The organism is Streptococcus catagoni (assembly GCF_011421425.1).
GTDB classification, from domain to species: domain Bacteria; phylum Bacillota; class Bacilli; order Lactobacillales; family Streptococcaceae; genus Streptococcus; species Streptococcus catagoni.
Map to the genome: position 1 here is coordinate 731504 of NZ_WPCW01000001.1, position 22995 is coordinate 754498.

Genomic DNA, 22995 nt, shown 5'->3' on the forward strand with positions numbered 1-22995 from the left:
TCTGTAATTAAAATATAAAAAATCGTTCTGGTTCTGGTGATTGTTGCCAGCTCCAGAACGATCTTTAATAGTAGTTAAAGTTTCGTATTTAAATTATACTTTTGGAACGAATAGATTTCCTAAAGTTGCTGCCATAACTGCTTTGATGGTATGCATGCGGTTTTCAGCTTGATCAAAGTGACGAGCATATTTACTACGGAAGACTTCATCAGTAACTTCCATTTCTTTCACACCAAATTTTTCAGCAACATCTTTACCATATACTGTATTAGTATCGTGGAATGCTGGCAAGCAGTGTAAGAAGATTAGGTTGTCATTGTTAGCTTTTTTGATCAAGTCCATATTAACTTGATATGGTTGAAGCAATTCAACACGTTCTTTGAATTTGTCTTCTTCACCCATTGATACCCAAACGTCTGTATAGAAGACATCTGCGCCTTTAACAGCTTCATCTGCATCGTCAGTGATAAGGATATGAGCACCAGATTCTTTAGCAAATCCTTCAGCCATTTTCACAATATTTTCATCAGGGAAAAGTTCTTTTGGTGAGAAGATATGAACATTAACACCCATCAATGTACCAGCTACAAGAAGTGAGTTAGCAACGTTGTTACGGCCATCACCACAGTATACCAATGTAATGCCTTCAAGCTTACCAAAGTTTTCTTTAACAGTAAGGTAATCTGCAAGCATTTGTGTTGGATGCCATTCGTCAGTCAAACCATTCCAAACTGGAACACCTGAGTGTTCTGCAAGTTCTTCAACCATACGTTGACTGAATCCACGGAATTCAATTCCGTCAAACATGCGACCTAAAACTTTTGCAGTATCTTCAGTTGATTCTTTTTTACCAAGTTGGATATCATTTGCACCAAGATATTCAGGATGAGCTCCCAAATCAATTGCAGCTGTTGTAAATGCTGCACGAGTCCGTGTAGAAGTTTTTTCAAACAAGAGGGCAATGTTTTTACCTTCTAAATAGTGATGAGGAATACCGCGTTTTTTCAAATCTTTTAAGTGAGCTGAAAAATCGATAAGGTATTCAAATTCAGCGCGTGTGAAATCTTTTTCTGCTAGGAAACTACGTCCTTGGAATACTTGAGTCATTTATTATCTCCTTCGAGTTCTTATTTTGTTTTTTTATTGTAATGTATAGATAATAGGCTACAAATGCCCCTAATGCTGCAGACAAAGTCCAAAATAGCATTACTTTTCCCCTATCATTTTTTCCAATGATTGACAAGGTTCACCATCTTCTTCGTAAACCTCTCCTATCGGTTGATAACCAATACTTTCATAAAAAGTTTTGGCACTTAGTTCACTATGGATAATTATTTTGTAGTAGCCCTCACTTTCTGCATAATTTTCTAAGGCAGCGATGACTTGTGCGCCATATCCTTGACCCCGATATTCTCTTAAGGTGGCTACTCTACTTATTCTGGCTTCAGTATCAGTTTCGGGAAGGAAGCGCCCGGTTGAAACTGGCAAGTCACCATCATAAATGACAGAATAGAGTGTTCCTTTTTCATCATTCGTGTCAAATTCTTCAGCCATAACAATATTTCTTTCCAGTACAAAGACTGAATAACGAATAAATAGGCTGGCTGCTCTCTGAAAAGGTTGAGTCCCTACAAGTAATTTTACCATAAACTATTAGATATCTTCACGTTCAAATGGCATTGACATACAACGAGGTCCACCACGACCGCGAACTAATTCACTTCCATGGATTTTAACCAAACGTAATCCTTTAGATTCAAGGATAGCATTGGTAATTGTGTTACGGTTGTAAACAACTACGACACCTGGTGCGATAGTCAATGTATTTGAGCCATCATTCCATTGTTCACGTCCAGCAGCAACGATATTGTCACCACCACAACGAATCAATTCAACTTTTTCCACTCCAAGGTTTTCAGCTAGCAATTCTGCCAAGTCACCTTTTTCTTCATGGATTTTAAGAGCATCATTTTCGTAAGTTACAGAGTAAACACGAAGGTCGCCTTCAATTTCTGGGTGAATAGTGAATTTATCGTAGTCAACCATTGTAAATACAGTATCTAAGTGCATGAATTTACGGTTGTTAGCAAATTCGAAAGCCAATACTTTCTTGAAGCCAATGTTTTGTTTAAAGATGTTAACCAATAATTTTTCAATTGATGCAGCATCTGTACGTTGTGAAATACCTACAGCAAGTACATCTTTTGAAAGAACAAGTTCATCTCCACCTTCGATACGAGTGTTTTCGCTACGGTCATAAACCATAGGAACTTTTCCACCACCGTAAATTGGGTGATGTGTGAAAATGTACTTACCATATAATGTTTCACGGTTACGTGTTTCAGAGAACATGTGGTTAAGAGAAACACCTTCACCAATAGTCGCAAATGGATCACGAGTGAAATAAAGGTTAGGCATTGGGTCAATAGCAAATGGGTAATCAGATTCAACAAGATCAGTCAAGCCTTTAGCTTCAGCAGAAATTTCAGGAAGTTCTGCTTTTTGAATACCAGCCATAGTTTTGTCAATCAATTCTTGATTGTCTTTAATTCCCATTAAGAACTCACGAATAGCTACTTTTGTAGCACGTCCTCTGATATTAGCTTCTGAGATGTATTCGTCAATGAATTGTTCACGAACTTCATCATTAATTAATGATTCAGCAGCCAATTTTTCCAAGTAAAGAACTTCTACTCCTTCATTTCTCAACGCTTCTGCAAAAGCATCATGTTCTTTCTGAGCATCTTCTAGGAAAGGAATATCATCAAATAATAATCTTTCCAAGTAGTCTGGCATGAGGTTTTCAATTTCCTTACCAGGTCTGTGTAGCAATACTTTTTTGAGTTTGCCAATTTCAGAATAAACATGAATTGGTGATTGAGCAGTCATAAGAATTACCTCTTTCTAATTATAAGTACTGTGAATTCACGCGTCAAGGTTTTTTCAACCTTGCTTATAGTCATAGTTTACCTTTTCACTTAGAGAAAAAAAGGATATTTTTCACCACACAATTGTGTAATCGTTTACACTTTTATAGAGAAATTTTTATAAATATAAATCTGTATCCGTTTTCTTGTTGTATTTTTACATTTGAGCTAAAAAATTAATACTTATAAATTTTAAAATTCTTACACAAAAAGCAAAAAATCTTATCCTTTTTTGCTTTTTTCTAAATAGTATATTGTAAAAAGTAATTTCTGTCCAAGAAAGTCAGGTATTTCCCCTTTGAAGCCAGTTTCTTTTCTCTTTTTAAGACCTTCAAAACATGGCTAACAGTTTCTCTTGTGGTCCCACTCATATTAGCAATTTCTAAGGTTGTTAGTTGAAAAGGTAGACTATCATTTTCATCACCCATTTCAACTAGGAGTAAGGCTAGGGACTGGGTCACTCGAGCACTAGCGCTGGAAGTGATTAGGTTACGAGCCCTTAATTCATGCATTTCTAATAAGCGTGATAACTTACTGAATAAATGCAACATTTGTTTAGTATTTCCTAATGAATACTTTTCAAACAAATCAGTTGGTAAATAATAATAGCAGACATCGGTCATAGCAACGACAGAAAAATGATAGTAATCATCTGTGAATAAACCGCCATAAGGAAAAATGGTTCCATGACGAATAAAATCCGTATAAATGAATGTACCTGACTGATCTGTCTGTTCAATTTTAAAATAGCCTGAGGTGACTAAAAAAAGTTTATCACGTTTATCGCCCTCAAAAAAAAGAATATGGCCTTTTTGTACTTTACGACTTTCCATTTGACCAACGATCTTATCAAACTCTTCTATTGATAAATATTTGAAATCGTCTAGTTTCCTAAGGTATTGATAATCTTCTCTTTTAATCAAATTAAGCCTCCTTAATGAAATCTACACTTTATTTTACCATATTTCCACCTTTTTTGTAAGCGGTTATGGAAAAACTTTACAGCCCTATAGCTTTCTGATATACTCGAATAAATGTACAAGATTTATAGAAGGATGATTAAAGATGAACAAGAAAGAGACACGACATCAATTGATTAGGTCTTTAATTTCTGAGACCACCGTTCATACACAACAAGAATTACAAACCTTACTTCAAAGAAATGGTATTCACATCACTCAAGCCACACTTTCAAGGGACATGAAAGAGTTAAACCTTGTTAAAGTATCTAATGGCGAATCAACCCATTATGAAACACTAGCCATTTCACAGACCCGCTGGGAGCATCGCCTCAGGTTTTATATGGAAGATGCCCTTGTTATGCTACGGGTTGTCCAAAACCAAGTCGTTTTAAAAACCTTGCCTGGCTTGGCTCAGTCCTTTGGTTCCATTTTAGATGCCATGCAAATCCCAGAAATCGTTGCTACGGTCTGTGGTGATGATACCTGCTTGGTCATCTGTGAAGACAATGACTCGGCTAAAGCCTGTTATGAAACCTTAAGCCAGTACACCCCACCATTTTTCTTTAGTAATAAATAATAAAAGAGACTAGACTGAACTGCCTTCCACTTGGATTTTCTTGCCAAATAGGGGCGGTTCTTTTTCCTAGTCTCCTTTTAGTTTTGGAGAAAGACTTAGAGGTCAATCTGCCTATTTTCCTTACTTAAAATATACTTTTCTGTCTTGGCCCTTAGCTGCTCCTTGGCATGTTTTTCAATGAAATCTAGAGCTGCTTGCAAGCTGCTCTCCTTACTGTTATCAAGTAACTCAATAATCAAGAAGGCATTTTTAGTCTCTGGTCTGATCATGGTACGCTCGCCATCACGCCAATTGAGGCAACGGCAAACCGCACCCAGATCATCCTTATAGCACAATTCATTGGCCAAGGTAGGGCTATTTTTGTCATCACCGATTAGATAAAAGTCATCATTTCCATCTGTCAGGGTTAAGCGCAGATCACCGACAAAGCTATCCAAATCCTCAGCCCCTACTGGCAAGGCAAAGCGGAGACTTGCTGCATTGTAAATGTCCACAAGTGGGTTGATTGAAGGAATCTCGTACCCACTAGAAACCCGTTTTAAGAGAGCTTCTATACTGGAACGGGCTCCTTTTTTACTTTTGAATTTCTGGTAAGCCTTACGATAGGTTTGAATAACCTCATTATCACTAAAATTGTCCTCAGGCAAATGGTCTGCAACAAAGGAATGGCTGTCTTTTAGAAGCTTCTGGATTTCCTCTGATGATTCTGCTTGATTCTGGTAATCTTTAAGAAGAATCACTCCTAATTTAGCCTGGGGAAATAGATCCCAAAAACTTTGACTAGCAATAAATTTTGTCATTCTTGACCTCCTCTATCAAAAGACTCTATTGGGGTCTTTTAAAATATTCTTTTTCTTCTAAATAGGTGATTAATTGAGGACTCATCCTTCTTGGCCCTCTGACAGCTTGCACATTTTTTTCTTTCATGACTTCAAAAGGAATCTGCCAGTCATCATAATGCTCTAATAGGCGTAGCCGCATTAGTTTATGAATATTAGCCTTTTTTCGATAACCTTGATTGTCAATATCTGATTCCAGAACTAAGCAAGCATACCTAATAGCCCTTGTTGGGGCTGTAATATAAATAAAGAGGTAGTCTCCCTTTTTGATACTGGCTTTTTGTGTCCATAAAATAGTATCCTTAGCAGCAAATTCTGCATCAATATCATAATACTTAAGGTTAGCAGGAATAAGCCAATAATCAGGACCTTCTAATCGGGATAGTCCCGATGGACTGACCAATGCTCTGCTATTTTGAAAAAGAAGCCAGAGCTCATCATCAGTCAAGCTATCATCCAAGGTCACTGAAACCCAAGATTTTTTTGACATATGATAGGAAGGATAGATGCCCTTTTTCTCTAATAATCTAGGGAGATCCTTACTTTTGACTTTGACATTAACAATCTCAAATTCCTGATCTTTGTGCTCTGCTGGCAAGCCTTCTAATTTTTCACCCTTGAGTGGAAAGATAAGAGCATACCACTTCCCACAAACCCGATAAGATAAATAATCCGGCTGCTGCTCAAAAGGATGGTCTAAGGGATCATTGAAGTGCTCTTTCAGGAGCTTACTAAGCCGATTCATCTGGCTAGATCTAAAGGGAAGAAGGTCAAAACAAGCCTCTGCTATTTTTTCTAGAACCGCCTGATAGGCAGCTTGTACCTTATTAGCAAAGGCATTGCGACTGTCTTCAAGATTGATTAAAAGGTATTCTTCTTCTAAATCAAGATCAAAAACGCTGGCCTCTATCTGCCCATGCTTAGAGATGCTAAGATCAACCCTGAAATCATCAGCCATGATACATTCACTGTAGTTATAGGTTCCTTTGGAATCTACCTTAAAACCAAAATCTTTTAAGCTGTCCCATTTGACCTGTCTTTGTTTAAATACATCTGATAGGATGGTCATTATTCAATACTTCTCTTCTTTATTTTAATCATCATGCTCTCTCTTGACAAAACTTCTCATAATGAAAATGCAGATTATAGCCACCATACCTGTTACAATCAGTACCCATATCCAGATACTGTCTACCTTTGCAAAGGGTAATTTAACATTCATACCATAGAAGCTGGTCACCGTTGCCAGCATAGACAAACCAATGGATACGATGGTTAAGGTGGTTACATTATCATTTAAGTTATTACTAAGGACATTATTATAAGAGGACGCCAATTGTTCGAGAATTCTTGCATGGAGAGTACACATATTAGATAGCTGTTTGACTTCAATGATGGTGTCTCGCAATTGTTCTTTTTCTTCCTCATCACTAGACCTGTGACTTGGCAAGTCTTTTATATCTGCCAAGACATCACTGTTTTGCTCAGCCCCCATTAAGATGTGGACAGAGCCACTTTGTAAATTGGCTAGTTCCTTTAAATTTTCTTTATTGGGACGTTTTCTCAGATCTACTATCAACTCTTCTCTTTTTTGACTGATGTCCTCCATCAATTGAAAATAATCTTTGGTAAAAAGGGTCAATAATTGATATAAAATATGTCTAGCAGTCTTGTCAAGATCAAGGGAGTCTAGGACTTCTTCTAAAAGTCCTTCTGTCCTATTATTAGTTAGTATAAATAGTATATCATCAGCTAAGACAAAAGTCATAGGGGTAACCTTTAGTAGCTTGTCTTTTTGTAAGTGTTTGGAATCTAGGTCTAAAAGTTGAAAAACAAGAGTTAGAACTCCCCTTCTCTCCTCCACAAAAGAAGTTTCATTCTGATCAGATGCATATGCCATAATTTCTTGATCAAGGACTGTTCCCATGATTTTGTCCTTATCTTGAAGCCTGTCTAAATTATAGATTTGTAGCGGACCCAGCCTTTTTCCCTGAATATCTTTTTCTCCCATGAATCCATTTCTCCTCTGTGATAATATCTTAAGGATATTATTAGTTAATTTTAGGATTTAAACAAGTATTTAGCGTTTTCAAGAAGGATCCTAGAACTTTTATCTTCTCCCAAAATAGCTAGGAACTGCCATATATAAAAAAGCACTAGAAAACTGTACCAAGCCCAATTCTTAGACCTCCTGTCTAACTTTTAGCTTGCAGTTCAAACTAAGGCTTTTTTCTCTTTTTATTTTTTGCCCCAAGATCGGTAGAGTTCTTCAATAATTTTGGTTGTTAAGAGGGTGATCTCAGGTTTCATGATTGGACTTGTTATCTCACCTTCCAGAATCATCTGGCTGACATGATAGGCCTCCGAGTCAAAGTCACTCTCCATGGGAGCTTCAAGTAGTTTTCGACTCCCATCTTCTTCCTTACTCAGCGTTGCCATAGTGGTCTTCCAGAAAGAGGGAATCTCTAGCGTTCCTTTGGTTCCATAGATGCACATTTTATGGTCTAATTTCAATTTTGTTGTTAAAAAGATATCTGCAATGACACCATTTTTCAATTGTAAGATGATTTTAGACTGGCTGTCGCTTTGATCCTTAGGAAAGTTTGCCAAGCCACCAGCCTTCTCAATGGGAGAATCAAAGATGTACTGAAGATAGGAAAGGGCGTAAGGAGCCATGAAATGAACGGTTCCACCACCAGCAGACAGATCTCTGAACCAGGAAATATGATCAATATTGGGATAGGAGGTGACGGAGGAAACGGACACAATCTCTCCTAATTCACCAGAGGCAATGGTTTCCTTGATCAATCTAGTCATAGGAATAAAGACCGACTTTTGAGCTTCCATTAGGAAAAGGTCACGACGGTAGGCTAAATCAAAGAGTTCCCGTGCTTCGGCATAGGTTAGAGTAAAGGGCTTTTCGATCAGAACATGCTTTCCAGCTAAGAGGGACTTCTTGGCACAATTGTAGTGATCTTTATTGATTGTGGGCACATAGATGACATCAATGTCCTTATCTGTCAACATGGTTGTGAGACTACCATAGGCTCTTGGGATCTGATAGGTTTCAGCAAAGGCTTGGGCAGACTCGTAAGAGCGACTAGAAATAGCCACAACTTCACCATTTCCAGCTAAGCGTACCCCCTCAATAAACCTAGGTGCTACCTGAGCAGTAGACACCACACCGTACCTGACCTTTGCCATAAAAAACTCCCTTCCTCATCATCTCATCTTTATCCTATTATAACATCACAGGCTAAAAAATTCAGAAATGAGCTGTAAGATCAGCCTTAATCTCCCCCTATCTGCTCTGCCATTCCCTAAGGAGAAAAAGGACAAGAAAGTCATGTTTTTCCTTTCAGCAAGTCATAAATAGCGACTCCTTTTTATTAGTCTGTTATAATAAATGAAAAGATTCTAATCAAAAAATATGACTACCCCCTTAATTTAAAGTGCTTTTTACACATTTATAATCAGTCTAAGACCATAAAAAGAGTGACCTTCTTCTAGGTGATTCTTCACTTTGATGTCATTTGTCAATTTTCCTTCATTAATATAAGTGTTGGTTCGCTCATCAATTTTGCTAAAAAGGAGATTAATAGCTTTAAGCTTGTATCATTACATTTTAAAAACTCTATTTAATGAAGACAGCTAAAAATGACATTTACTTCTATTTGATTTCACTCTGTTCAAAGGAGGTGACATAAGATCTCATATTAATTTGTTCTACTTACCTGTCAACTCATTGCTAACAAGAACCTTTTAGCCACCCTCTTGCAGGGAGTTTTGACTTGTCAACTGTAAGATAGTGCCAAGAGGCCTGACTATAATTGTGTTTAAATCCAGCAATTTTCACTCTACTACAGCTCAGCTGTTTTAATATACCCCTAGAAACATCTGCCATCAGCTCAGTGACTAATAATTATTTGACAATTCAAATAATATTATCCTACAAACTTTTTTTAGACTTGAGCAGAGCTCTTATGATTCTGAGAGTAAGCTCTAATAGTCACATTTCTCATAATATCTCAATTCCCCTCACCTTTTAGTTGCAATATCTAATAATTGACAAGCATTTTTAAATAGCTTAAGACTACAATCAGAGTATGTCTCTTCATTTTTGTGACCGCTACCTTACCCACAACTCAAGTACCAATCTTAATAACAATTTTCAGAAAATTTTTTATTTTTATAGCGCTGAAAAAACTTATGCTTTGAAAGCAATTTCACAATTTTCGAAATTGTCAATGCCCATTTTAAATTATTTATTGTACTTTTATTTAAATTTTGATTTCATTTGTTGTAATGCCTTTACTTTCCTCTTGTATAGCGCTACAATTTAGTTGTTAAATCGGTTTACTAGCTAAAATAAAGGAGTATTTTTATGGCTAAAAAGAAGTTTCCCTCTCATTATTTCTTCTATTCTACTTTACTTTTGAGCACTTTTATACTATCTCATAGCCGAGAGGTTTTTGCGGAGGAGACACCTCCTTCACAGATTCCCTCAGTACAAACAGAAGTCGCATAAACTGTGAAAGACTCTCCAACTATGGAAAGTTCAAACTCAACGTTACCAACCGACCAGACTGACCTAGCAGCAGCAAGTCCTAAACCTGCTGACAATGATCGTCTGGACACACTTCAAGAGGATACCTCTTCATAAACTTCCACTTCTCCTTCTCTTAACCCCAATGAAGAACAGGAAAATAATTCATTGACAAAAGAAAACTCTAAGATGACACCTAATGATAAAAATCCAATGAAAGAAGAGAATAATCTGGTTACAAATGGTGATTTCTCACTTGTTAAAACTCCTGGAAATTCTCCATGGACAAATAGCAGAGCTGCCGACTCTTGGAATGTTTATATTGACAAAAACCAAACCAAAAATCCTACTCCCACTATTGAAGTCAGAACCGATGGTAAGCTTTGTATAGACAATAGTCAAGATTTTCGTGGAGCAGTCACACAAAAGGTCAAGATTGACCCTAATCAAAAGTACGAAATCAGCTTTGACATTGAAACCCTTGATAAGTCCGGTCAGGCCTTCTTACGTATCTTAGAAGAAGATCCAAAAACAAGCCCTACCTCCAAACACATGTGGTTATCCCCAATGACCAGTGGAACAAGCAGCATGCACCAGCTTAGAAAGTTCTACAATCCTAGATTAGCTGCTCAAGAAGTAACTCTCGAGCTCTACTATGAACTGGGCAAGGGCAAGGTTATTTTTGATAACATCCACATGACTGCTGTAGGTCCCAAAGACCCCGACTACTCTACTCCTGTAGCTCACAAATTAGAAGATCAGATCACTATTCCCCTCACCAAAAAATATGTCTTTACCATGACGCAATATCATTACAACTTGGAAGACCCTAATTATGGAAGCATTGACAAAGGCATCTTCACACCTAAACAAATTGGTTCGACCAAAGTTATTGTCAAAGATGCTGCAAACAATACCATCAAAGAAATTCCTCTAACTATCCTTGAAGCTAGTAACGATAAATGGTCTCCTTTACTTGAGCAATGGGTCAAAGAAACAGTCGGAAACCAAACCTATAAGCCTGATTCTAAAAACATGCAAAAGCTCTTCAATTCTCTTGAAAACAAGACAAAAACGGCTGTGGAAAGCTATAATCATGAGCCTAACAGACAATTTCTTTGGGATGATTTAAAAAATTTTAAAAAGTCTGCCCAGCTAACCTCATCTTATCGCCGCTTAGAAGACATTGCCAAGCAGATTACCAATCCCCACTCTTCTTTTTATCATAATGAAAAAGCTGTCATTCTTGTAAAAGATGGCATAGAATGGCTTCACCACAACTTCTATAATCCAGAAAAAGATATTGAAGAATATGCCAACTGGTGGGATTACGAGATTGGTGTTCCACGCGCACTCTGTGGAAGCCTAGCCTTACTACGGGATTATTATACTGACCAGGAAATATTAAACTACACGAATGCTATTGAACACTTTGTTCCTGACAGTAACTATTTCAGAAAAACTCTGATAAATCCCTTTCCAGCTCTAGGCGGCAATCTAGTAGATATGGGACGGGTTAAAATCCTTTCTGCTCTTCTAAGAAAAGATGATAAACTCATGGAAAAAACGATCACTTCTCTTAACCAGCTCTTTCAAACAGTTACAAGCGGAAATGGTTTTTATAAAGATGGTTCTTATATCGACCACACTAACCTTGCTTATACCGGAGCTTATGGCAGTGTTTTAATTGATGGAATCAGCCAACTCCTACCTATTATCCAAAAAACAGCTTATGCCATTTCTTCAGATAAAGTAGATTTAATCTATTCTTGGGTTGATCACTCTTTTCTACCTTTAATCATTAAAGGTCAACTGGTGGACATGTCCCGTGGACGGTCAATCAGTCGAGAAAACATGACTTCACAGGCTGCTGCTATAGAAGTTTTTAGAGGACTGCTTCGTCTGTCCAACATGTCAAATGATAGCCGAAACTTAGAACTAAAAGCAAAAATTAAAAGTCTACTAAAAAGCGACTCTACCTATAATATTTACCAAGGCTGTTCAACCTACAAGGATATGGCTGACATAGAAAGTCTCCTAGCCGATACTAGTATTGCAGAAGTCGCACCTAAGACCTATCTGGCAAGCTTTAATGATATGGATAAGCTAGTTTACTTTAATGCCACCCATGACTTCGGCTTTGCCCTTTCCATGCATTCTGACAGAACACAAAATTATGAAGCCATGAATGATGAAAATACCCGAGGTTGGTATACAGGTGATGGCATGTTCTACCTGTACAACAATGATCTCAAGCATTATAATGAAAACTATTGGCCTACGGTCAATCCTTACAAACTTCCTGGAACAACTGAAAATGATAGTTTAAGAGAAGACGCGACGCAAGAATTATGTAAAAAATACCGTAATTCTAAAGAAGATGATAAAGTTAAAACTGGTCAGGTTACAAATACTTCAGACTTTGTCGGCTCTGTAAAACTGTCAGAAGAATTTGCTGCAGCTGCTATGACTTTTTCAAACTGGGATCGAAGCCTATCAGCTAAAAAGAGTTGGTCCATTTTTGATGATAAAATTGTTTTTCTTGGAACAGACGTTCAAAATTCCTCACAGACTGCAAACACAATCACTACAATAGAACAACGACGAATTGATCCGAACAATCCCTACACTCTTTATATCAATGGACAAAAGGTTGACTTAAGTAATGATCAACCCCAGCACTTCATTAATGTAAAAAGTATCTTCCTAGAATCAGAAAATAAGGCTAACAATATTGCCTATCTTTTCTTTAAGGAGGAGACCCTTGATATCCAAAAACAAGTACAAAGTGGAAGCTGGTATGACATTAATAAAACCGCTAGCAATAAGAACACTGTCAGCAACGGCTTTATTACAATCTCAAAAACACATACCACTGACAATAGAGACTATGCCTATATGCTCATTCCAAATAAGGATAGAGAAGCCTTTGATCAGCTCAGCCAGAATAATAGCATTCAATTGATCGAGAACAGTAAAGATATGCAGGTTAGCTATGATCAGGTTCATAAGATTTGGAGTATCATCAAATATGACAATCTTGAAAGAAAAGTTTCTGACCAGTTCACAGTTAAAGACCCTGGACTTTATATGATAGAAGAAAACCAAGATCACTATAGGACTGTTTATTATCAACCTAGTAGAAAAGAAAATGGGCAAGAACTCACCAATCAAATAACTGTTTAAGCCCGAACCCTATAAAAATCCTGACTTAAGCCATATAAAAAAGTCGCTAGATTATTAGCGACTCAGAAAGTAGACAAAGTGATGATTAAAAGAAATCATCACTTTTTATTTGCTTATTTCTCCTAGAAATCCTATCACAGGTAAAGAGATAGGCAAACAAAGAGAGTCAAGGACTTTTTTGAGCTGACTTTGAATCCTACTATGTTACAAATTTACAAAGTTGACTCTTTCCATTCAATCTCACAGTCAAAGATTTTTTGTTTTTCGCCCTGTCTAGCTCCTTCAATTTCATTGATTAATATTTCGGCTGCTTCCCTGCCTTCGTGGTAAGCCGGCTGAACAATCGTGGTCACGGTCGGTGAGGAAAAATTTGTCCATTCCAGGTTATCAAAGCCAACCAAGCCTATTTGGGGCATATCCAGCTCTAATTTTTTCATCACGCTAAAGACCATATGAAGAGCCCAGCAATTAGGGACAAAAACCAAGGTATTCTTTTTTCTGTTAATATTCTTCTTTAAGAATTCTTCTATGTTTTCCCTATCAGATTCATCTTGTTTGATGATCAGCTTCTTATAGGCGTAATCCTTTTCTGCCAAAGCATCTATAAAACCAGAGGCACGCTCAATACGTGTACTTAGAAGACTGGTATCTGCTGTAATCATGACAAAATCCCTATAGCCTCTTTCAATACAGCCCTGAACCATATCATAGACAGCATCATAGTTGTTTGTCTTAACCCAATTTGTCTTATGCTCGTAGAGTTGGCTATCAAAAAACACCATGTGCTTTTCTTTTTCCTTGATAATCCTTGAATATTTTCTAAAATTGGATGTTGGTTGAATAATAAAGCCATCTACCCCTAAATTTAGCATATTTTCAATATAGTGGTCTTCATTTTGTGAATCATAATTACTATTACCAATAATGACTTGATAATTCTTTTCCTTGGTAACAGTCTCAATACCTTTAACTATTTGATTTGAAAAAGCATTGGTAATATCACCAATTAAAACACCAATCAGATTAGTTCTCTTAGAATTCATGCTACGAGCTATAGCACTAGGCTTATAGCCTGTTTCTTCGATGACTTTTTCAATCCGTTGCCTTGTTTCCTTGGACATCTTTTCAAATTTATGATTGAGATAAAAGGATACCGTTGTCTTTGATGTTTGTGATAATTGGGCAATATCTGTAATCGTTACTTTCTTTGCCAAGATAAAATTCCCTTCCTATATCTACTTAAACCATTTTACTTACCCTTAGTATACCATAACTAAGACAGGCAGAAGTTCGTAAAGTCTTATCTTACTTAACTTTTTAAACGATAAAACTGATTTTCCTTGTAGTCGTAAACAACCACCTTACCTCGAAATTTAATCTGATCAATACAATATAATTTATCCCCTTTTAAAATATCTTTTGCTAGGATTCCTACTAAATAATGATACGCTTCTCCTCTTAATTCCCAGGCAAAACCATCAGTTACTAGCTTATTAGAGCCCGTCTGAATGAGTGGCATTGTCTTGACCTGGCAATCTTTATCAACAAGCAAAGTATAATCAAATAAAGAATCTTTAAAGGACCTTTCTTTAACTATTTTCTTGCTGGAACCCAATTGATTGTACTTTTTCGAGATAATGGTAGCAACTTCAGAAAAAGGGACTTCACTGATTAATCGAAGATCATTAATCCTTTGTTTCTCTACTCTAACCTTATCATCCAAGATAAATTGGGTTTGCAGCTGATGTTCCCCCTTACAAGTAAGGTCATCACAGATCAGTGTGATAGCTTCTGGTAAAGTAAGCACCATTCTTTGATGGCGAAAATTGATTCCTTCACTGATCTGCGTAGAATAAGAGCCTTCTATCAAAGAAATATCTGCCTCTTGCTTAAAATTAAGGGAATCAACCTTAGGGTACCTTTCATACTGCCAAGAATCCTTGATCTCTTCAAGAGCAAAGTCCCTTAGAAAGCAGGTCGAATGACTCTTAGAACTTTTTAGGAGATAACGGTAGTTTTCCTCCTTGTAGGTATAGCGCCCTGGATCTATAAAGATAGGCTCTCCCTTGTCATACAAACAAATACTATTTTGATCACTGTGACTATGGGCACTGCCCAGAGAACCACATTTAAAAAAGAGGAACCTTCGGTCATCATGGCAGCAGACATGTCCACTTGAGTCAAAATGGTAACTTTCCTTTTCAATCCTATTTACTGGCAAAGATTCAAAAATCTCTGAACCTTTTTTCCCAAAATACATTAGGGATTCGATGTCTAGATTTTTAAAAGACTTGGCCTTTAAAGAGCTTGACCTGAAATAGATGGCAGATAGGGTCAGGATATCTCTGGTATCACTGACATCACTATCACCTAAAGCAATCTGACAATGGTCTGGACCTGTCATCAAAGAGATATAAGCAGCCATTTTTTTCAAAGTGTCTTCTAGGAGTTCTCTATATTCTGGTGCAAAAATAGCAAGTTCTAACAAGGCCTTATAGACCTGCACATGATACATGATGGATTGTTCATACTGCGTTCCGTCTTCAAGGATCTGAAGCCTTAGTTGTTGGATCAGCTCTGCCTGGGCAAAGGCTTTGATTTCAGGAAAATCCAACTTGTCTTCATAGTAATAAAAAGTAGCCAGCATAGCTGTTGTTTGTAAAATTCCCCAGTTACTGAGGCTATATTTATCTAAATAATTTTGATAGAGAAACAGGAATTGTCTCCTTATAGCAGCAAGGATTTTATCTTCTTCCTCAACTGTGATAGCCTTAAAATGCCTTAAATAAAGCAAGATCTTTAACCAGGTAAAAGTTCTGATCCCGGTGTCCAAAGTCCTAGAATATAATGAATTCACTTCAAGGACAGGGTGCTTATCAATCCAATCATTTATAAAATACTTGATTTTCGCTAAATACTTGCTATCTTTTTCCAGCAGATAAAGCACTAAAAACTTAAAAAGATAAGTTTGACGATTGAGCATAAAGTTCCATTCAGGATCGTCTGTAGCTTGCTTGTCCCAGTCCAACTTGTCTAAATGATGAGGAATAAAGCTAGGTTCCATATCCCAATTGTCATTGAAAACAAAGGTATGTTCCATCATCATATCAACTGTCTCTTTTAGCTTTAAATAGGTTTCTTTTTCATTTTTAAGAATATAGTCCCTGCAAAAATCATCATCAAAATGGACAAAAAATTCCCTTATTCTTTCTTCTCTTATTTTTCCCATGCTGCCTCTAAACTCTTCTTTCTTAAGCTTAAAAAGGATCAACCTTTAGGTCAATCCTTTTTTCATTCTCATTAAGCAAGGATACCTAACCAACTGCCAATAATACCAATAACAACTGTTAAAACAACTAATTGATAAGTTGACCATTTTCTCTTTTTGATCAAGTAAAACATGAGTAAGGTATATAAAACAGGTAAGAGTCCTGGTGTTATCTTATCAAGCATACCTTGGACTGTTACAATTTTTTGGGATGCATTTGTCACCTTGTCTGGTGCAAAAGTATAGGGGATAGTCAATTTCACCTGAGTTGCTGTCAAGCTTGAAATGACTGTTACCCCAATGATATTAGCAGCACGAGAGATAACTGTCATTTGTTCACTTAGTTTATCAATAAAGCTTGTTCCTAATTTGTAGCCATACAGACCAGTCGCTAGCTTAATTCCTGTTAGAATAATGTTCATAGCAAGGAAGAATAAGATAGGACCAAGAACCAGACCATCTGAAGCTAGAGATGCAGCTATGGTTGAAAATAAAGGCGCCAAACAGAATTGTGATAGGGAATCTCCGATACCTGCCAAAGGTCCCATGAGAGCCATTTTAAAACCACGTATTTCTTCTTCTGGACGATCATTGTCCAACATAGCTAAATGAAGACTGGTCACAAAAGGTAGGAAATGCGGATTGGTATTATAAAACTCAACATTTTCTTCCAGAGCTGTGCTTAAAGCTTTCTTGTCATCACCATAATATTTTTTAAGGGCTGGATAGATGACATTGGCATATCCTAAACCTTGGTAATTACTATAGTTAAAGCCATTTTGCAAATAAAAGGCACGTAGAGCAGTTTTTGTATAGTCACTCTTTACTAATTTATTAGATCCAGTCATCGCGGTCATCTCCTTCAGTTTTAGTCTCAGCTTCTACTTTGGCTGGCTTCCTAAACATATCAATCAAAGCAAATATGGTTGCAATTAGAGCCACACCAATGGTTGGGATACCAGCTACTGAAGAGCTTGATACCGCAGTCAACAAACCATCACCATTGGCAGTTGGTGTTAATACTGGAAGTCCGAAATAAACTGCCAAAACATAACCTAAAATAATGTAGGGAATCAATTCTTTCTTGGCCATTACTGATAAAATCATGGCAAAACCGATTGCTGGCAACATTTTACCAGCCAGAGTGAGACCATTTAATAAAACCGGTGGAATCATTGCAAATAAGTTGGTTAGAGTTTCCATTGAGAGGGCACCCACTAGACCTAAAAGAAAACCAACAAGAGCAAAGGCCCAGATTGTTCCATTAGCTGCCATTTTAAATTTCCTTATATCGCCATTTTTCAAGGCTTTCTTGGCAGTTTCTGGTGCACCGGCAAAGGCTGTATAGGTTGCTGTTTGTAAAAATTGAATACCGACTGCAATTGGTGTTGATAGAGCTAGAGCAGCTTCAGGTGTGATCTTGTCTTTTGCTGCTACAGTTGTGATGGCCATCAAAGTACCAAATATCCCAGGTCCGATAGGATTAGGAGGAACAGTGCCGCCAGCACCCACACCAAATCCCATGTAGGCTAACTCTGAGATTGCCCCGACCGCAAGAGCTGTTGAGATATCTCCCAAAATGACCCCTACCCCTAAGGATAGGACGATACATCTATTGGTGTATAAGCCCAATAACATACCACTGAAACAAAAAGCTGTCCACAAGCCTATTAAAATAGCTTGAATTAAACTGATAGTCATAAATTTCTCCTTGTCATAATGAGATTAGATTTTTTCTAAAATATTTACCTGAGCTGCTCCGTCGTTTCCGCTAGGAGTTGTTTTCGTATTAAAGGTCACCTGATACTTCTGATTCATGATTCTCAAGGCTTCTTTATCTTCTTTTCCTAAAAAAATGGACCGTGTGATCTGTTCCTTACCACTGGCATTATGAATATTACCAATATTAATTTCTTTAATGGGCACACCACCCTCAATCAGCTTGAGCGCATCTTCTAAATCTTTGATAATCAGAAATATAGTCTGAGCGGGGCTTGCCTTATGAATAACATCAATGACCTTTTGGATACTGAAAAATCGCAGAGCAATAGAGTCAGGGACAACTGTTTTCATTAGAGTTTGTTGAATCTTGTCTGTTGAAACAGCATCATTTGCAACAATTACAGTGTTACAACTTAGCGTTTTAACCCATAATTGACCCTGTCCATGGATCAAACGCTCATCTACCCTTGTCATTACAATATTTGGTTCAGTCATATTTTTTCTCCTTTGTAATCTTGACTAATTTCTACCAGTAGGGATTCCAATCCTTGTAAAACCTGATCAGTGCTTCCAGATAATAATAGTCTCCCCAAATATTACCCTCATCAACACCCTTACCAGAATGCCATGAATAAACACCGTGTAATAATAATGGACGTCCTGGACTAATTGTTTTATTGGCATAATGCTCAATCAAACTACGCAGCATGGCATGCATAGCGTATTTATAAGTCTCTTTGTCCTCATCAACCTCTGGCAAATTTTTCAACATTTCATGTATGCCACAAACTGCCGTAGCTGTTGCTGAAGTATCCCTAGGTTGACCAGAGCCATCACCAAATATCAAATCCCAATAAGAAACATTGTCCTCTGGCAAACGGTTTAATAAATAATTGGTCACTCCTTTAAAGAGATTGACCTGATCCTTATCCTTCATTTTTCGATAGCTGAGCGCTACTCCGTAGATACCCCAAGCCTGACCTCGAGCCCAGGAAGAATCGTCACTATAGCCCTGCCGTGTAACACCTTTTAAAGGAAGTCCTGTTTCAGGATCAAAATAGTAGGTGTGGAAGGAAGAAGAATCATCTCTGATAACAGTATTGGCAGAAGCATAGAAATGACTTTCAGCTATGTCTTTGTATTTTTCATCGCCAGTTTCTTCATAGGCAAAGAAAAGAAGCTGAATATTTAAGAGACAGTCAATAATGAGGCGATAATCTTCTTTTTTCCCTAATTCACCCCAAGCTTGGATAAATCCTCCCTTTTCTTGGTAACGTTCAATCAATTTATCAGCTGCCTTAAGGGCAGCTTCTCTAGCTACTTCATCACCATTAATGCGGTATTCAGCCATACATGATGGTGTGTATAAGAAGCCTAAGTCATGATGATCCAGTTCGACTCTTTGATTGACACGTTGCAAAAAAGACAAGACATTCTGATGGGCTATTTTTTTAATCGCTTCATCTTTATGGTATTCATAGGCCAACCAAAGACAACCTGTCCAAAAGCCATTTGTCCATTCTGTATTGTCCATTTTTTCATAGATATTGTCATAAGTTGCAGGTCTTGGAAAAGCTTCTCCAAAGTAGTCCATATTAAGCTCAAGCTGCTTGATAGCTTCTTTAATAGCCCCTTCAACTTCTTCTTTTGTCAGTAAGTCAACCTTAGTAAATCTTTCCTTATCTTTCAGCGTCTCTATAGCAATTTTCTTTATAGTAGCCAAATCAGATCCCTCCTTGGAAAAGCTCATCATCTTCTAAGGAACAATTGGAAAAATCACTTATGCCCTGATGAGAAGCTTCTAATATCTGTTCCACCAATTGGCTGATGTCAATCACGGTCTCTCTTGAGAAGATTGCTTCTATTAGCATTGCCAAGTTCAAGCCCGATAAGACTTTAATCTTTTTATCAGTATGTTCTACTGATAAAGTTGAAGAGACATTAAAGGGTGTTCCTCCTAATAAGTCCGTTAAAATTAAGATATCCTTATGGTCTGCTATTTCTGTTTCCAGTGCTAATTTAATGTCTTTCGTTGACATATCAGACAAAAAATTTATCCCAACAAGATCTTCTTGTTTTCCTGCAATGAGTTCCAAAGAACTAATGATCCCTTCTGAAAATTTCCCATGTGCAACAACAATAACTTTTAACATAAATCCTCCTTTTTGAGTTTACCGGTTTACTTAATAAGTTGATTATAGCGCTTTCAAAATCATCTGTCAATCTCTTTTTCAAAATTTATAGCAGAAGTATTTTTTCTGAGTTGATAAAAAATTTTAGCTGATCAGATTAATAGTCTGGCTCTGTAAACTTTATTTTTGCTGATATATTATAGTAAGAAAGGTAAAAATTGGTCTAAAAAAGACAAAATAAGCCACGAGGGAAATTCTTGACAAAACCGGTTTACTTTGCTACTATTCATGTAAACAGGTTTATTGCCTGAGATTTTGGAGGATCTTACATGAATGACACATTTTTAAAAGACCAATTTTCTCTACAAGGGAAAGTTGCGCTAATTACTGGAGCTTCCTATGGTATTGGATTTTCCATTGCCACTGCTCTTGCCCAAGCTGGTGCTACTATTGTCTTCAATGATATTCAAGAGGATTTGATTGAAGAAGGTCTAGCAGCCTATAAAAAACTCAACATTGAAGCTCATGGCTATCTTTGCGATGTTAGAGACGAAGAAGCCATCATTCAGATGGTTGAAAAAATCACTCAAGAAGTCGGTGTGATTGATATCCTAGTTAACAATGCAGGAATCATCAAACGAACACCAATGCTTGAGATGAAAGCTAGTGATTTCCGTCAAGTTATCGATATTGATTTAAATGCACCCTTTATTGTTTCTAAGGCAGTCCTTCCAGGAATGATCGAAAAAGGGCATGGAAAAATCATTAATATTTGTTCCATGATGAGCGAACTTGGACGTGAAACTGTTGCTGCCTATGCTGCTGCCAAAGGCGGCTTAAAAATGTTAACCAAGAACATTGCCTCAGAATTTGGCTCTGCTAATATTCAATGTAATGGTATTGGACCAGGTTACATTGCCACACCGCAAACAGCTCCCCTTCGCGAAAAACAAGCAGATGGAACACCACATCCCTTTGATCAATTTATCATTTCAAAAACACCTGCAGCAAGATGGGGAAATCCAGAAGACTTAGGAGCACCAGCCGTCTTTTTAGCAAGTGATGCTTCCAATTTCATCAATGGACATATCCTCTATGTAGACGGAGGAATCTTAGCTTATATCGGAAAACAACCCAACTAGAAAGGATAATTGATAAATGAAAATTGCATTAATTAATGAAAATAGCCAAGCTTCTAAAAATAGCATAATCTATAAAGAATTAGAAGCTGTCGCTAAGAAAAAAGACTATGACTGCTTTAACTATGGGATGTATGGTAAGGGAAAAGAAAGCCAACTAACCTATGTCCAAAACGGCTTACTAGCTGCTATCTTGTTGAACAGTGGCGCAGCTGACTTTGTTGTCACTGGGTGTGGTACTGGGGTTGGTGCAATGCTTGCCTGCAATAGCTTTCCTGGTGTAACCTGTGGCTTTGCTGCAGATCCTGTGGATGCTTACTTATTTTCTCAAGTAAATGGGGGCAACGCCATCTCACTTCCTTTTGCAAAAGGATTTGGCTGGGGTGGAGAACTAAATCTTCGCTACATGTTTGAACGTCTCTTTGAAGAAGAAAAAGGTGGCGGCTATCCTAAAGAACGCGCCATCCCTGAACAAAGAAATGCTAGAATTCTGGACCAAATAAAGTCTATCACCTATAAAGACCTCTTAAGCATCCTAAAAGAAGTGGATCAGGATTTCTTAAAAGAAACCATCTCAGGGGAGCATTTCAAAGAATACTTCTTCTCCAACTGTAAAAATGAGCAAATAGCAGACTATCTTAAGACTGTCATAGCTTAAGTCTACAGGATAGAAAGGCCTTCTTATTATGACTCACATTCTTTTTTTCGGCGAACCTCTTATCAGAATTAGTCCACAAGATTTCAACCACTTCTCCAATGCCTGCCCCAGTAAGCTCTTTTATGGTGGCTCTGAGGTAAATATCGCCCGTAGCTTACAAGGATTTGGTTTAAATACTAAATTGGTAACTGCACTACCAGATACAAGGTTGGGGGACAGCTTTATCCAATTTCTGTATGAGAATCATATCAACTGTGATCATATCCAGCGAAAAGGTGAGCGTATTGGACTCTACTTCCTTGAAAATGCTTTTGGCCCTCGGCAAGGTGAAGTCATCTATGACCGCTCAAATAGTAGCCTACATGATTTCAATCCTGAGCAGTTAGACTTCAGTCATATTTTTAAGGATGTTAGTTTATTCCACTTTAGTGGCATCACCCTTTCTTTAGGGCAATCCATCCAAGAGATTATTCTTATCTTTTTGAAAGAGGCTAAGAAAAGAGGCATTACAATCTCCTTTGACCTCAATTTTCGCAGTCACTTAATCTCTCCTAAAAAAGCTAAAGAATTGTTTTCTCAGTTTGCAGGCTTTGCTGATATTTGCTTTGGGATTGAACCTCTGATGATTGATTCTCAGGACTATGACTTTTTCAAGCGTGAAGAAGCCGATGATGAAGCTATTAAAAACAGGATGTTAAGCCTTATTGAAACTTTTCATCTCAAGGCCATTTACCATACCAGTCGGGGACAAGATCAGCTAGGAAGAAACAGCTATCAAGCCTATCTTGCTACCGAGACAAAGGATTTTTCCATTTCAAAACAAGTGACCAGCCCTATTTTAGAAAGAGTTGGTAGTGGTGATGCCTTTGTAGCAGGCGCTATCTACCAAATGATGGCAAAGTCTGATCCCAAAAGTATTCTCGACTTTGCGGTAGCCAACGCCATATTAAAGTGCACCCTAGAAGGTGACAATATGTTTGAATCTCCTGAACAAGTTGAAAAGATACTTAACCATACCAATGACATCATCCGATAAGAA

Annotated in this window: 21 protein-coding genes; 6 read left to right on the top strand and 15 right to left on the bottom strand. The window is 37.5% G+C overall.

The features are described 5' to 3' along the window. Nucleotides 1–93 precede the first annotated feature (93 nt). The 4 genes from argF to HBN42_RS03455 all read right to left on the bottom strand — a co-directional run bounded on the left by argF (nucleotide 94) and on the right by HBN42_RS03455 (nucleotide 3850). A complete protein-coding gene (gene argF, locus HBN42_RS03440) occupies nucleotides 94–1107 on the bottom strand; it encodes an ornithine carbamoyltransferase (protein ID WP_165993676.1) in 1014 nt (337 codons plus the stop codon). Nucleotides 1108–1206: 99 nt separating this feature from the next. Beyond that, nucleotides 1207–1647 carry a GNAT family N-acetyltransferase gene (locus HBN42_RS03445; RefSeq protein ID WP_165993677.1) on the bottom strand — a complete coding sequence of 147 codons (441 nt, stop codon included), beginning with the start codon at nucleotides 1645–1647 and terminating at the stop codon, nucleotides 1207–1209. Between the two features lie 6 nt (nucleotides 1648–1653). Continuing rightward, nucleotides 1654–2889 (bottom strand): arginine deiminase, encoded by a 1236-nt coding sequence (arcA, locus tag HBN42_RS03450; protein WP_165993678.1) that lies wholly within the window; start codon nucleotides 2887–2889, stop codon nucleotides 1654–1656. A 280-nt stretch (nucleotides 2890–3169) separates the two neighbouring features. Then, the gene (locus tag HBN42_RS03455; RefSeq protein ID WP_165993679.1) at nucleotides 3170–3850 is read right to left on the bottom strand and encodes a Crp/Fnr family transcriptional regulator; all 681 of its coding nucleotides are present in this window, start codon (nucleotides 3848–3850) and stop codon (nucleotides 3170–3172) included. 142 nt (nucleotides 3851–3992) lie between these two features. On the opposite strand from HBN42_RS03455, the gene HBN42_RS03460 reads away from it, so the two are divergent. After that, nucleotides 3993–4466 carry an arginine repressor gene (locus HBN42_RS03460; protein ID WP_165993680.1) on the top strand — a complete coding sequence of 158 codons (474 nt, stop codon included), beginning with the start codon at nucleotides 3993–3995 and terminating at the stop codon, nucleotides 4464–4466. A gap of 95 nt (nucleotides 4467–4561) precedes the next feature. On the opposite strand, the gene HBN42_RS03465 is transcribed toward HBN42_RS03460, so the two are convergent. The 4 genes from HBN42_RS03465 to HBN42_RS03480 form a co-directional block, all read right to left on the bottom strand. Then, on the bottom strand, nucleotides 4562–5266 hold the full coding sequence (locus tag HBN42_RS03465; protein WP_165993681.1) for a B3/B4 domain-containing protein: 705 nt from the start codon (nucleotides 5264–5266) through the stop codon (nucleotides 4562–4564). A 25-nt stretch (nucleotides 5267–5291) separates the two neighbouring features. Beyond that, nucleotides 5292–6374: an MmcQ/YjbR family DNA-binding protein gene (locus HBN42_RS03470; protein WP_165993682.1), complete on the bottom strand. Its 1083-nt coding sequence runs from the start codon at nucleotides 6372–6374 to the stop codon at nucleotides 5292–5294. Between the two features lie 24 nt (nucleotides 6375–6398). Beyond that, nucleotides 6399–7316, bottom strand: a complete 918-nt coding sequence (locus HBN42_RS03475) for a magnesium transporter CorA family protein (protein WP_165993683.1) — start codon at nucleotides 7314–7316, stop codon at nucleotides 6399–6401. 227 nt (nucleotides 7317–7543) lie between these two features. Beyond that, nucleotides 7544–8509, bottom strand: coding sequence for a Gfo/Idh/MocA family protein (locus HBN42_RS03480; RefSeq protein ID WP_165993684.1), 966 nt, complete (start codon nucleotides 8507–8509; stop codon nucleotides 7544–7546). Between the two features lie 1327 nt (nucleotides 8510–9836). On the opposite strand from HBN42_RS03480, the gene HBN42_RS10190 reads away from it, so the two are divergent. Both HBN42_RS10190 and HBN42_RS03485 read left to right on the top strand, forming a co-directional pair. Beyond that, complete coding sequence (locus tag HBN42_RS10190) at nucleotides 9837–9968, top strand: hypothetical protein (protein WP_268895579.1); 132 nt, start codon at nucleotides 9837–9839, stop codon at nucleotides 9966–9968. Nucleotides 9969–10019: 51 nt separating this feature from the next. Then, the gene (locus HBN42_RS03485) at nucleotides 10020–13037 is read left to right on the top strand and encodes a polysaccharide lyase 8 family protein (protein ID WP_165993685.1); all 3018 of its coding nucleotides are present in this window, start codon (nucleotides 10020–10022) and stop codon (nucleotides 13035–13037) included. 212 nt (nucleotides 13038–13249) lie between these two features. Here HBN42_RS03485 and HBN42_RS03490 read toward each other — a convergent pair whose 3' ends face one another. The 7 genes from HBN42_RS03490 to HBN42_RS03520 form a co-directional block, all read right to left on the bottom strand. Beyond that, nucleotides 13250–14251 (bottom strand): LacI family DNA-binding transcriptional regulator, encoded by a 1002-nt coding sequence (locus HBN42_RS03490; protein ID WP_165993686.1) that lies wholly within the window; start codon nucleotides 14249–14251, stop codon nucleotides 13250–13252. Nucleotides 14252–14346: 95 nt separating this feature from the next. After that, nucleotides 14347–16266 (bottom strand): heparinase II/III domain-containing protein, encoded by a 1920-nt coding sequence (locus tag HBN42_RS03495; protein WP_165993687.1) that lies wholly within the window; start codon nucleotides 16264–16266, stop codon nucleotides 14347–14349. Nucleotides 16267–16337: 71 nt separating this feature from the next. Then, nucleotides 16338–17153 carry a PTS system mannose/fructose/sorbose family transporter subunit IID gene (locus HBN42_RS03500; RefSeq protein ID WP_165993688.1) on the bottom strand — a complete coding sequence of 272 codons (816 nt, stop codon included), beginning with the start codon at nucleotides 17151–17153 and terminating at the stop codon, nucleotides 16338–16340. Further along, nucleotides 17140–18006, bottom strand: coding sequence for a PTS mannose/fructose/sorbose/N-acetylgalactosamine transporter subunit IIC (locus HBN42_RS03505; protein ID WP_165993689.1), 867 nt, complete (start codon nucleotides 18004–18006; stop codon nucleotides 17140–17142). The genes HBN42_RS03500 and HBN42_RS03505 overlap by 14 nt, the downstream gene beginning before the upstream one ends. A gap of 24 nt (nucleotides 18007–18030) precedes the next feature. Next, nucleotides 18031–18522 (bottom strand): PTS sugar transporter subunit IIB, encoded by a 492-nt coding sequence (locus tag HBN42_RS03510; RefSeq protein WP_165993690.1) that lies wholly within the window; start codon nucleotides 18520–18522, stop codon nucleotides 18031–18033. A gap of 31 nt (nucleotides 18523–18553) precedes the next feature. After that, a complete protein-coding gene (locus HBN42_RS03515) occupies nucleotides 18554–19777 on the bottom strand; it encodes a glycoside hydrolase family 88 protein (protein WP_328804260.1) in 1224 nt (407 codons plus the stop codon). Next, nucleotides 19752–20180 carry a PTS sugar transporter subunit IIA gene (locus tag HBN42_RS03520; RefSeq protein WP_165993692.1) on the bottom strand — a complete coding sequence of 143 codons (429 nt, stop codon included), beginning with the start codon at nucleotides 20178–20180 and terminating at the stop codon, nucleotides 19752–19754. The genes HBN42_RS03515 and HBN42_RS03520 overlap by 26 nt, the downstream gene beginning before the upstream one ends. Nucleotides 20181–20488: 308 nt before the next feature. On the opposite strand from HBN42_RS03520, the gene HBN42_RS03525 reads away from it, so the two are divergent. From HBN42_RS03525 to HBN42_RS03535, 3 genes are read left to right on the top strand one after another with little or no spacing between them, the layout of a single operon-like run. Then, complete coding sequence (locus HBN42_RS03525; RefSeq protein WP_165993693.1) at nucleotides 20489–21301, top strand: gluconate 5-dehydrogenase; 813 nt, start codon at nucleotides 20489–20491, stop codon at nucleotides 21299–21301. Nucleotides 21302–21317: 16 nt separating this feature from the next. Further along, on the top strand, nucleotides 21318–21956 hold the full coding sequence (locus HBN42_RS03530) for an RpiB/LacA/LacB family sugar-phosphate isomerase (protein ID WP_165993694.1): 639 nt from the start codon (nucleotides 21318–21320) through the stop codon (nucleotides 21954–21956). A 28-nt stretch (nucleotides 21957–21984) separates the two neighbouring features. Beyond that, a complete protein-coding gene (locus tag HBN42_RS03535; protein WP_165993695.1) occupies nucleotides 21985–22992 on the top strand; it encodes a sugar kinase in 1008 nt (335 codons plus the stop codon). Nucleotides 22993–22995 lie beyond the last annotated feature (3 nt).

What these genes read in the sequence shown, in the direction of transcription:
- HBN42_RS03500 (WP_165993688.1), bottom strand. Translation starts at nt 17,153, where the DNA reads ATGACTGGATCTAATAAATTAGTAAAGAGTGACTATACAAAAACTGCT.
- argF (WP_165993676.1), bottom strand. Translation starts at nt 1,107, where the DNA reads ATGACTCAAGTATTCCAAGGACGTAGTTTCCTAGCAGAAAAAGATTTC.
- HBN42_RS03480 (WP_165993684.1), bottom strand. Translation starts at nt 8,509, where the DNA reads ATGGCAAAGGTCAGGTACGGTGTGGTGTCTACTGCTCAGGTAGCACCT.
- HBN42_RS03470 (WP_165993682.1), bottom strand. Translation starts at nt 6,374, where the DNA reads ATGACCATCCTATCAGATGTATTTAAACAAAGACAGGTCAAATGGGAC.
- HBN42_RS03530 (WP_165993694.1), top strand. Translation starts at nt 21,318, where the DNA reads ATGAAAATTGCATTAATTAATGAAAATAGCCAAGCTTCTAAAAATAGC.
- HBN42_RS03525 (WP_165993693.1), top strand. Translation starts at nt 20,489, where the DNA reads ATGAATGACACATTTTTAAAAGACCAATTTTCTCTACAAGGGAAAGTT.
- HBN42_RS03520 (WP_165993692.1), bottom strand. Translation starts at nt 20,180, where the DNA reads ATGTTAAAAGTTATTGTTGTTGCACATGGGAAATTTTCAGAAGGGATC.
- HBN42_RS03510 (WP_165993690.1), bottom strand. Translation starts at nt 18,522, where the DNA reads ATGACTGAACCAAATATTGTAATGACAAGGGTAGATGAGCGTTTGATC.
- HBN42_RS03445 (WP_165993677.1), bottom strand. Translation starts at nt 1,647, where the DNA reads ATGGTAAAATTACTTGTAGGGACTCAACCTTTTCAGAGAGCAGCCAGC.
- HBN42_RS03465 (WP_165993681.1), bottom strand. Translation starts at nt 5,266, where the DNA reads ATGACAAAATTTATTGCTAGTCAAAGTTTTTGGGATCTATTTCCCCAG.
- HBN42_RS03535 (WP_165993695.1), top strand. Translation starts at nt 21,985, where the DNA reads ATGACTCACATTCTTTTTTTCGGCGAACCTCTTATCAGAATTAGTCCA.
- HBN42_RS03505 (WP_165993689.1), bottom strand. Translation starts at nt 18,006, where the DNA reads ATGACTATCAGTTTAATTCAAGCTATTTTAATAGGCTTGTGGACAGCT.
- HBN42_RS03460 (WP_165993680.1), top strand. Translation starts at nt 3,993, where the DNA reads ATGAACAAGAAAGAGACACGACATCAATTGATTAGGTCTTTAATTTCT.
- HBN42_RS03475 (WP_165993683.1), bottom strand. Translation starts at nt 7,316, where the DNA reads ATGGGAGAAAAAGATATTCAGGGAAAAAGGCTGGGTCCGCTACAAATC.
- HBN42_RS03495 (WP_165993687.1), bottom strand. Translation starts at nt 16,266, where the DNA reads ATGGGAAAAATAAGAGAAGAAAGAATAAGGGAATTTTTTGTCCATTTT.
- arcA (WP_165993678.1), bottom strand. Translation starts at nt 2,889, where the DNA reads ATGACTGCTCAATCACCAATTCATGTTTATTCTGAAATTGGCAAACTC.
- HBN42_RS03515 (WP_328804260.1), bottom strand. Translation starts at nt 19,777, where the DNA reads ATGAGCTTTTCCAAGGAGGGATCTGATTTGGCTACTATAAAGAAAATT.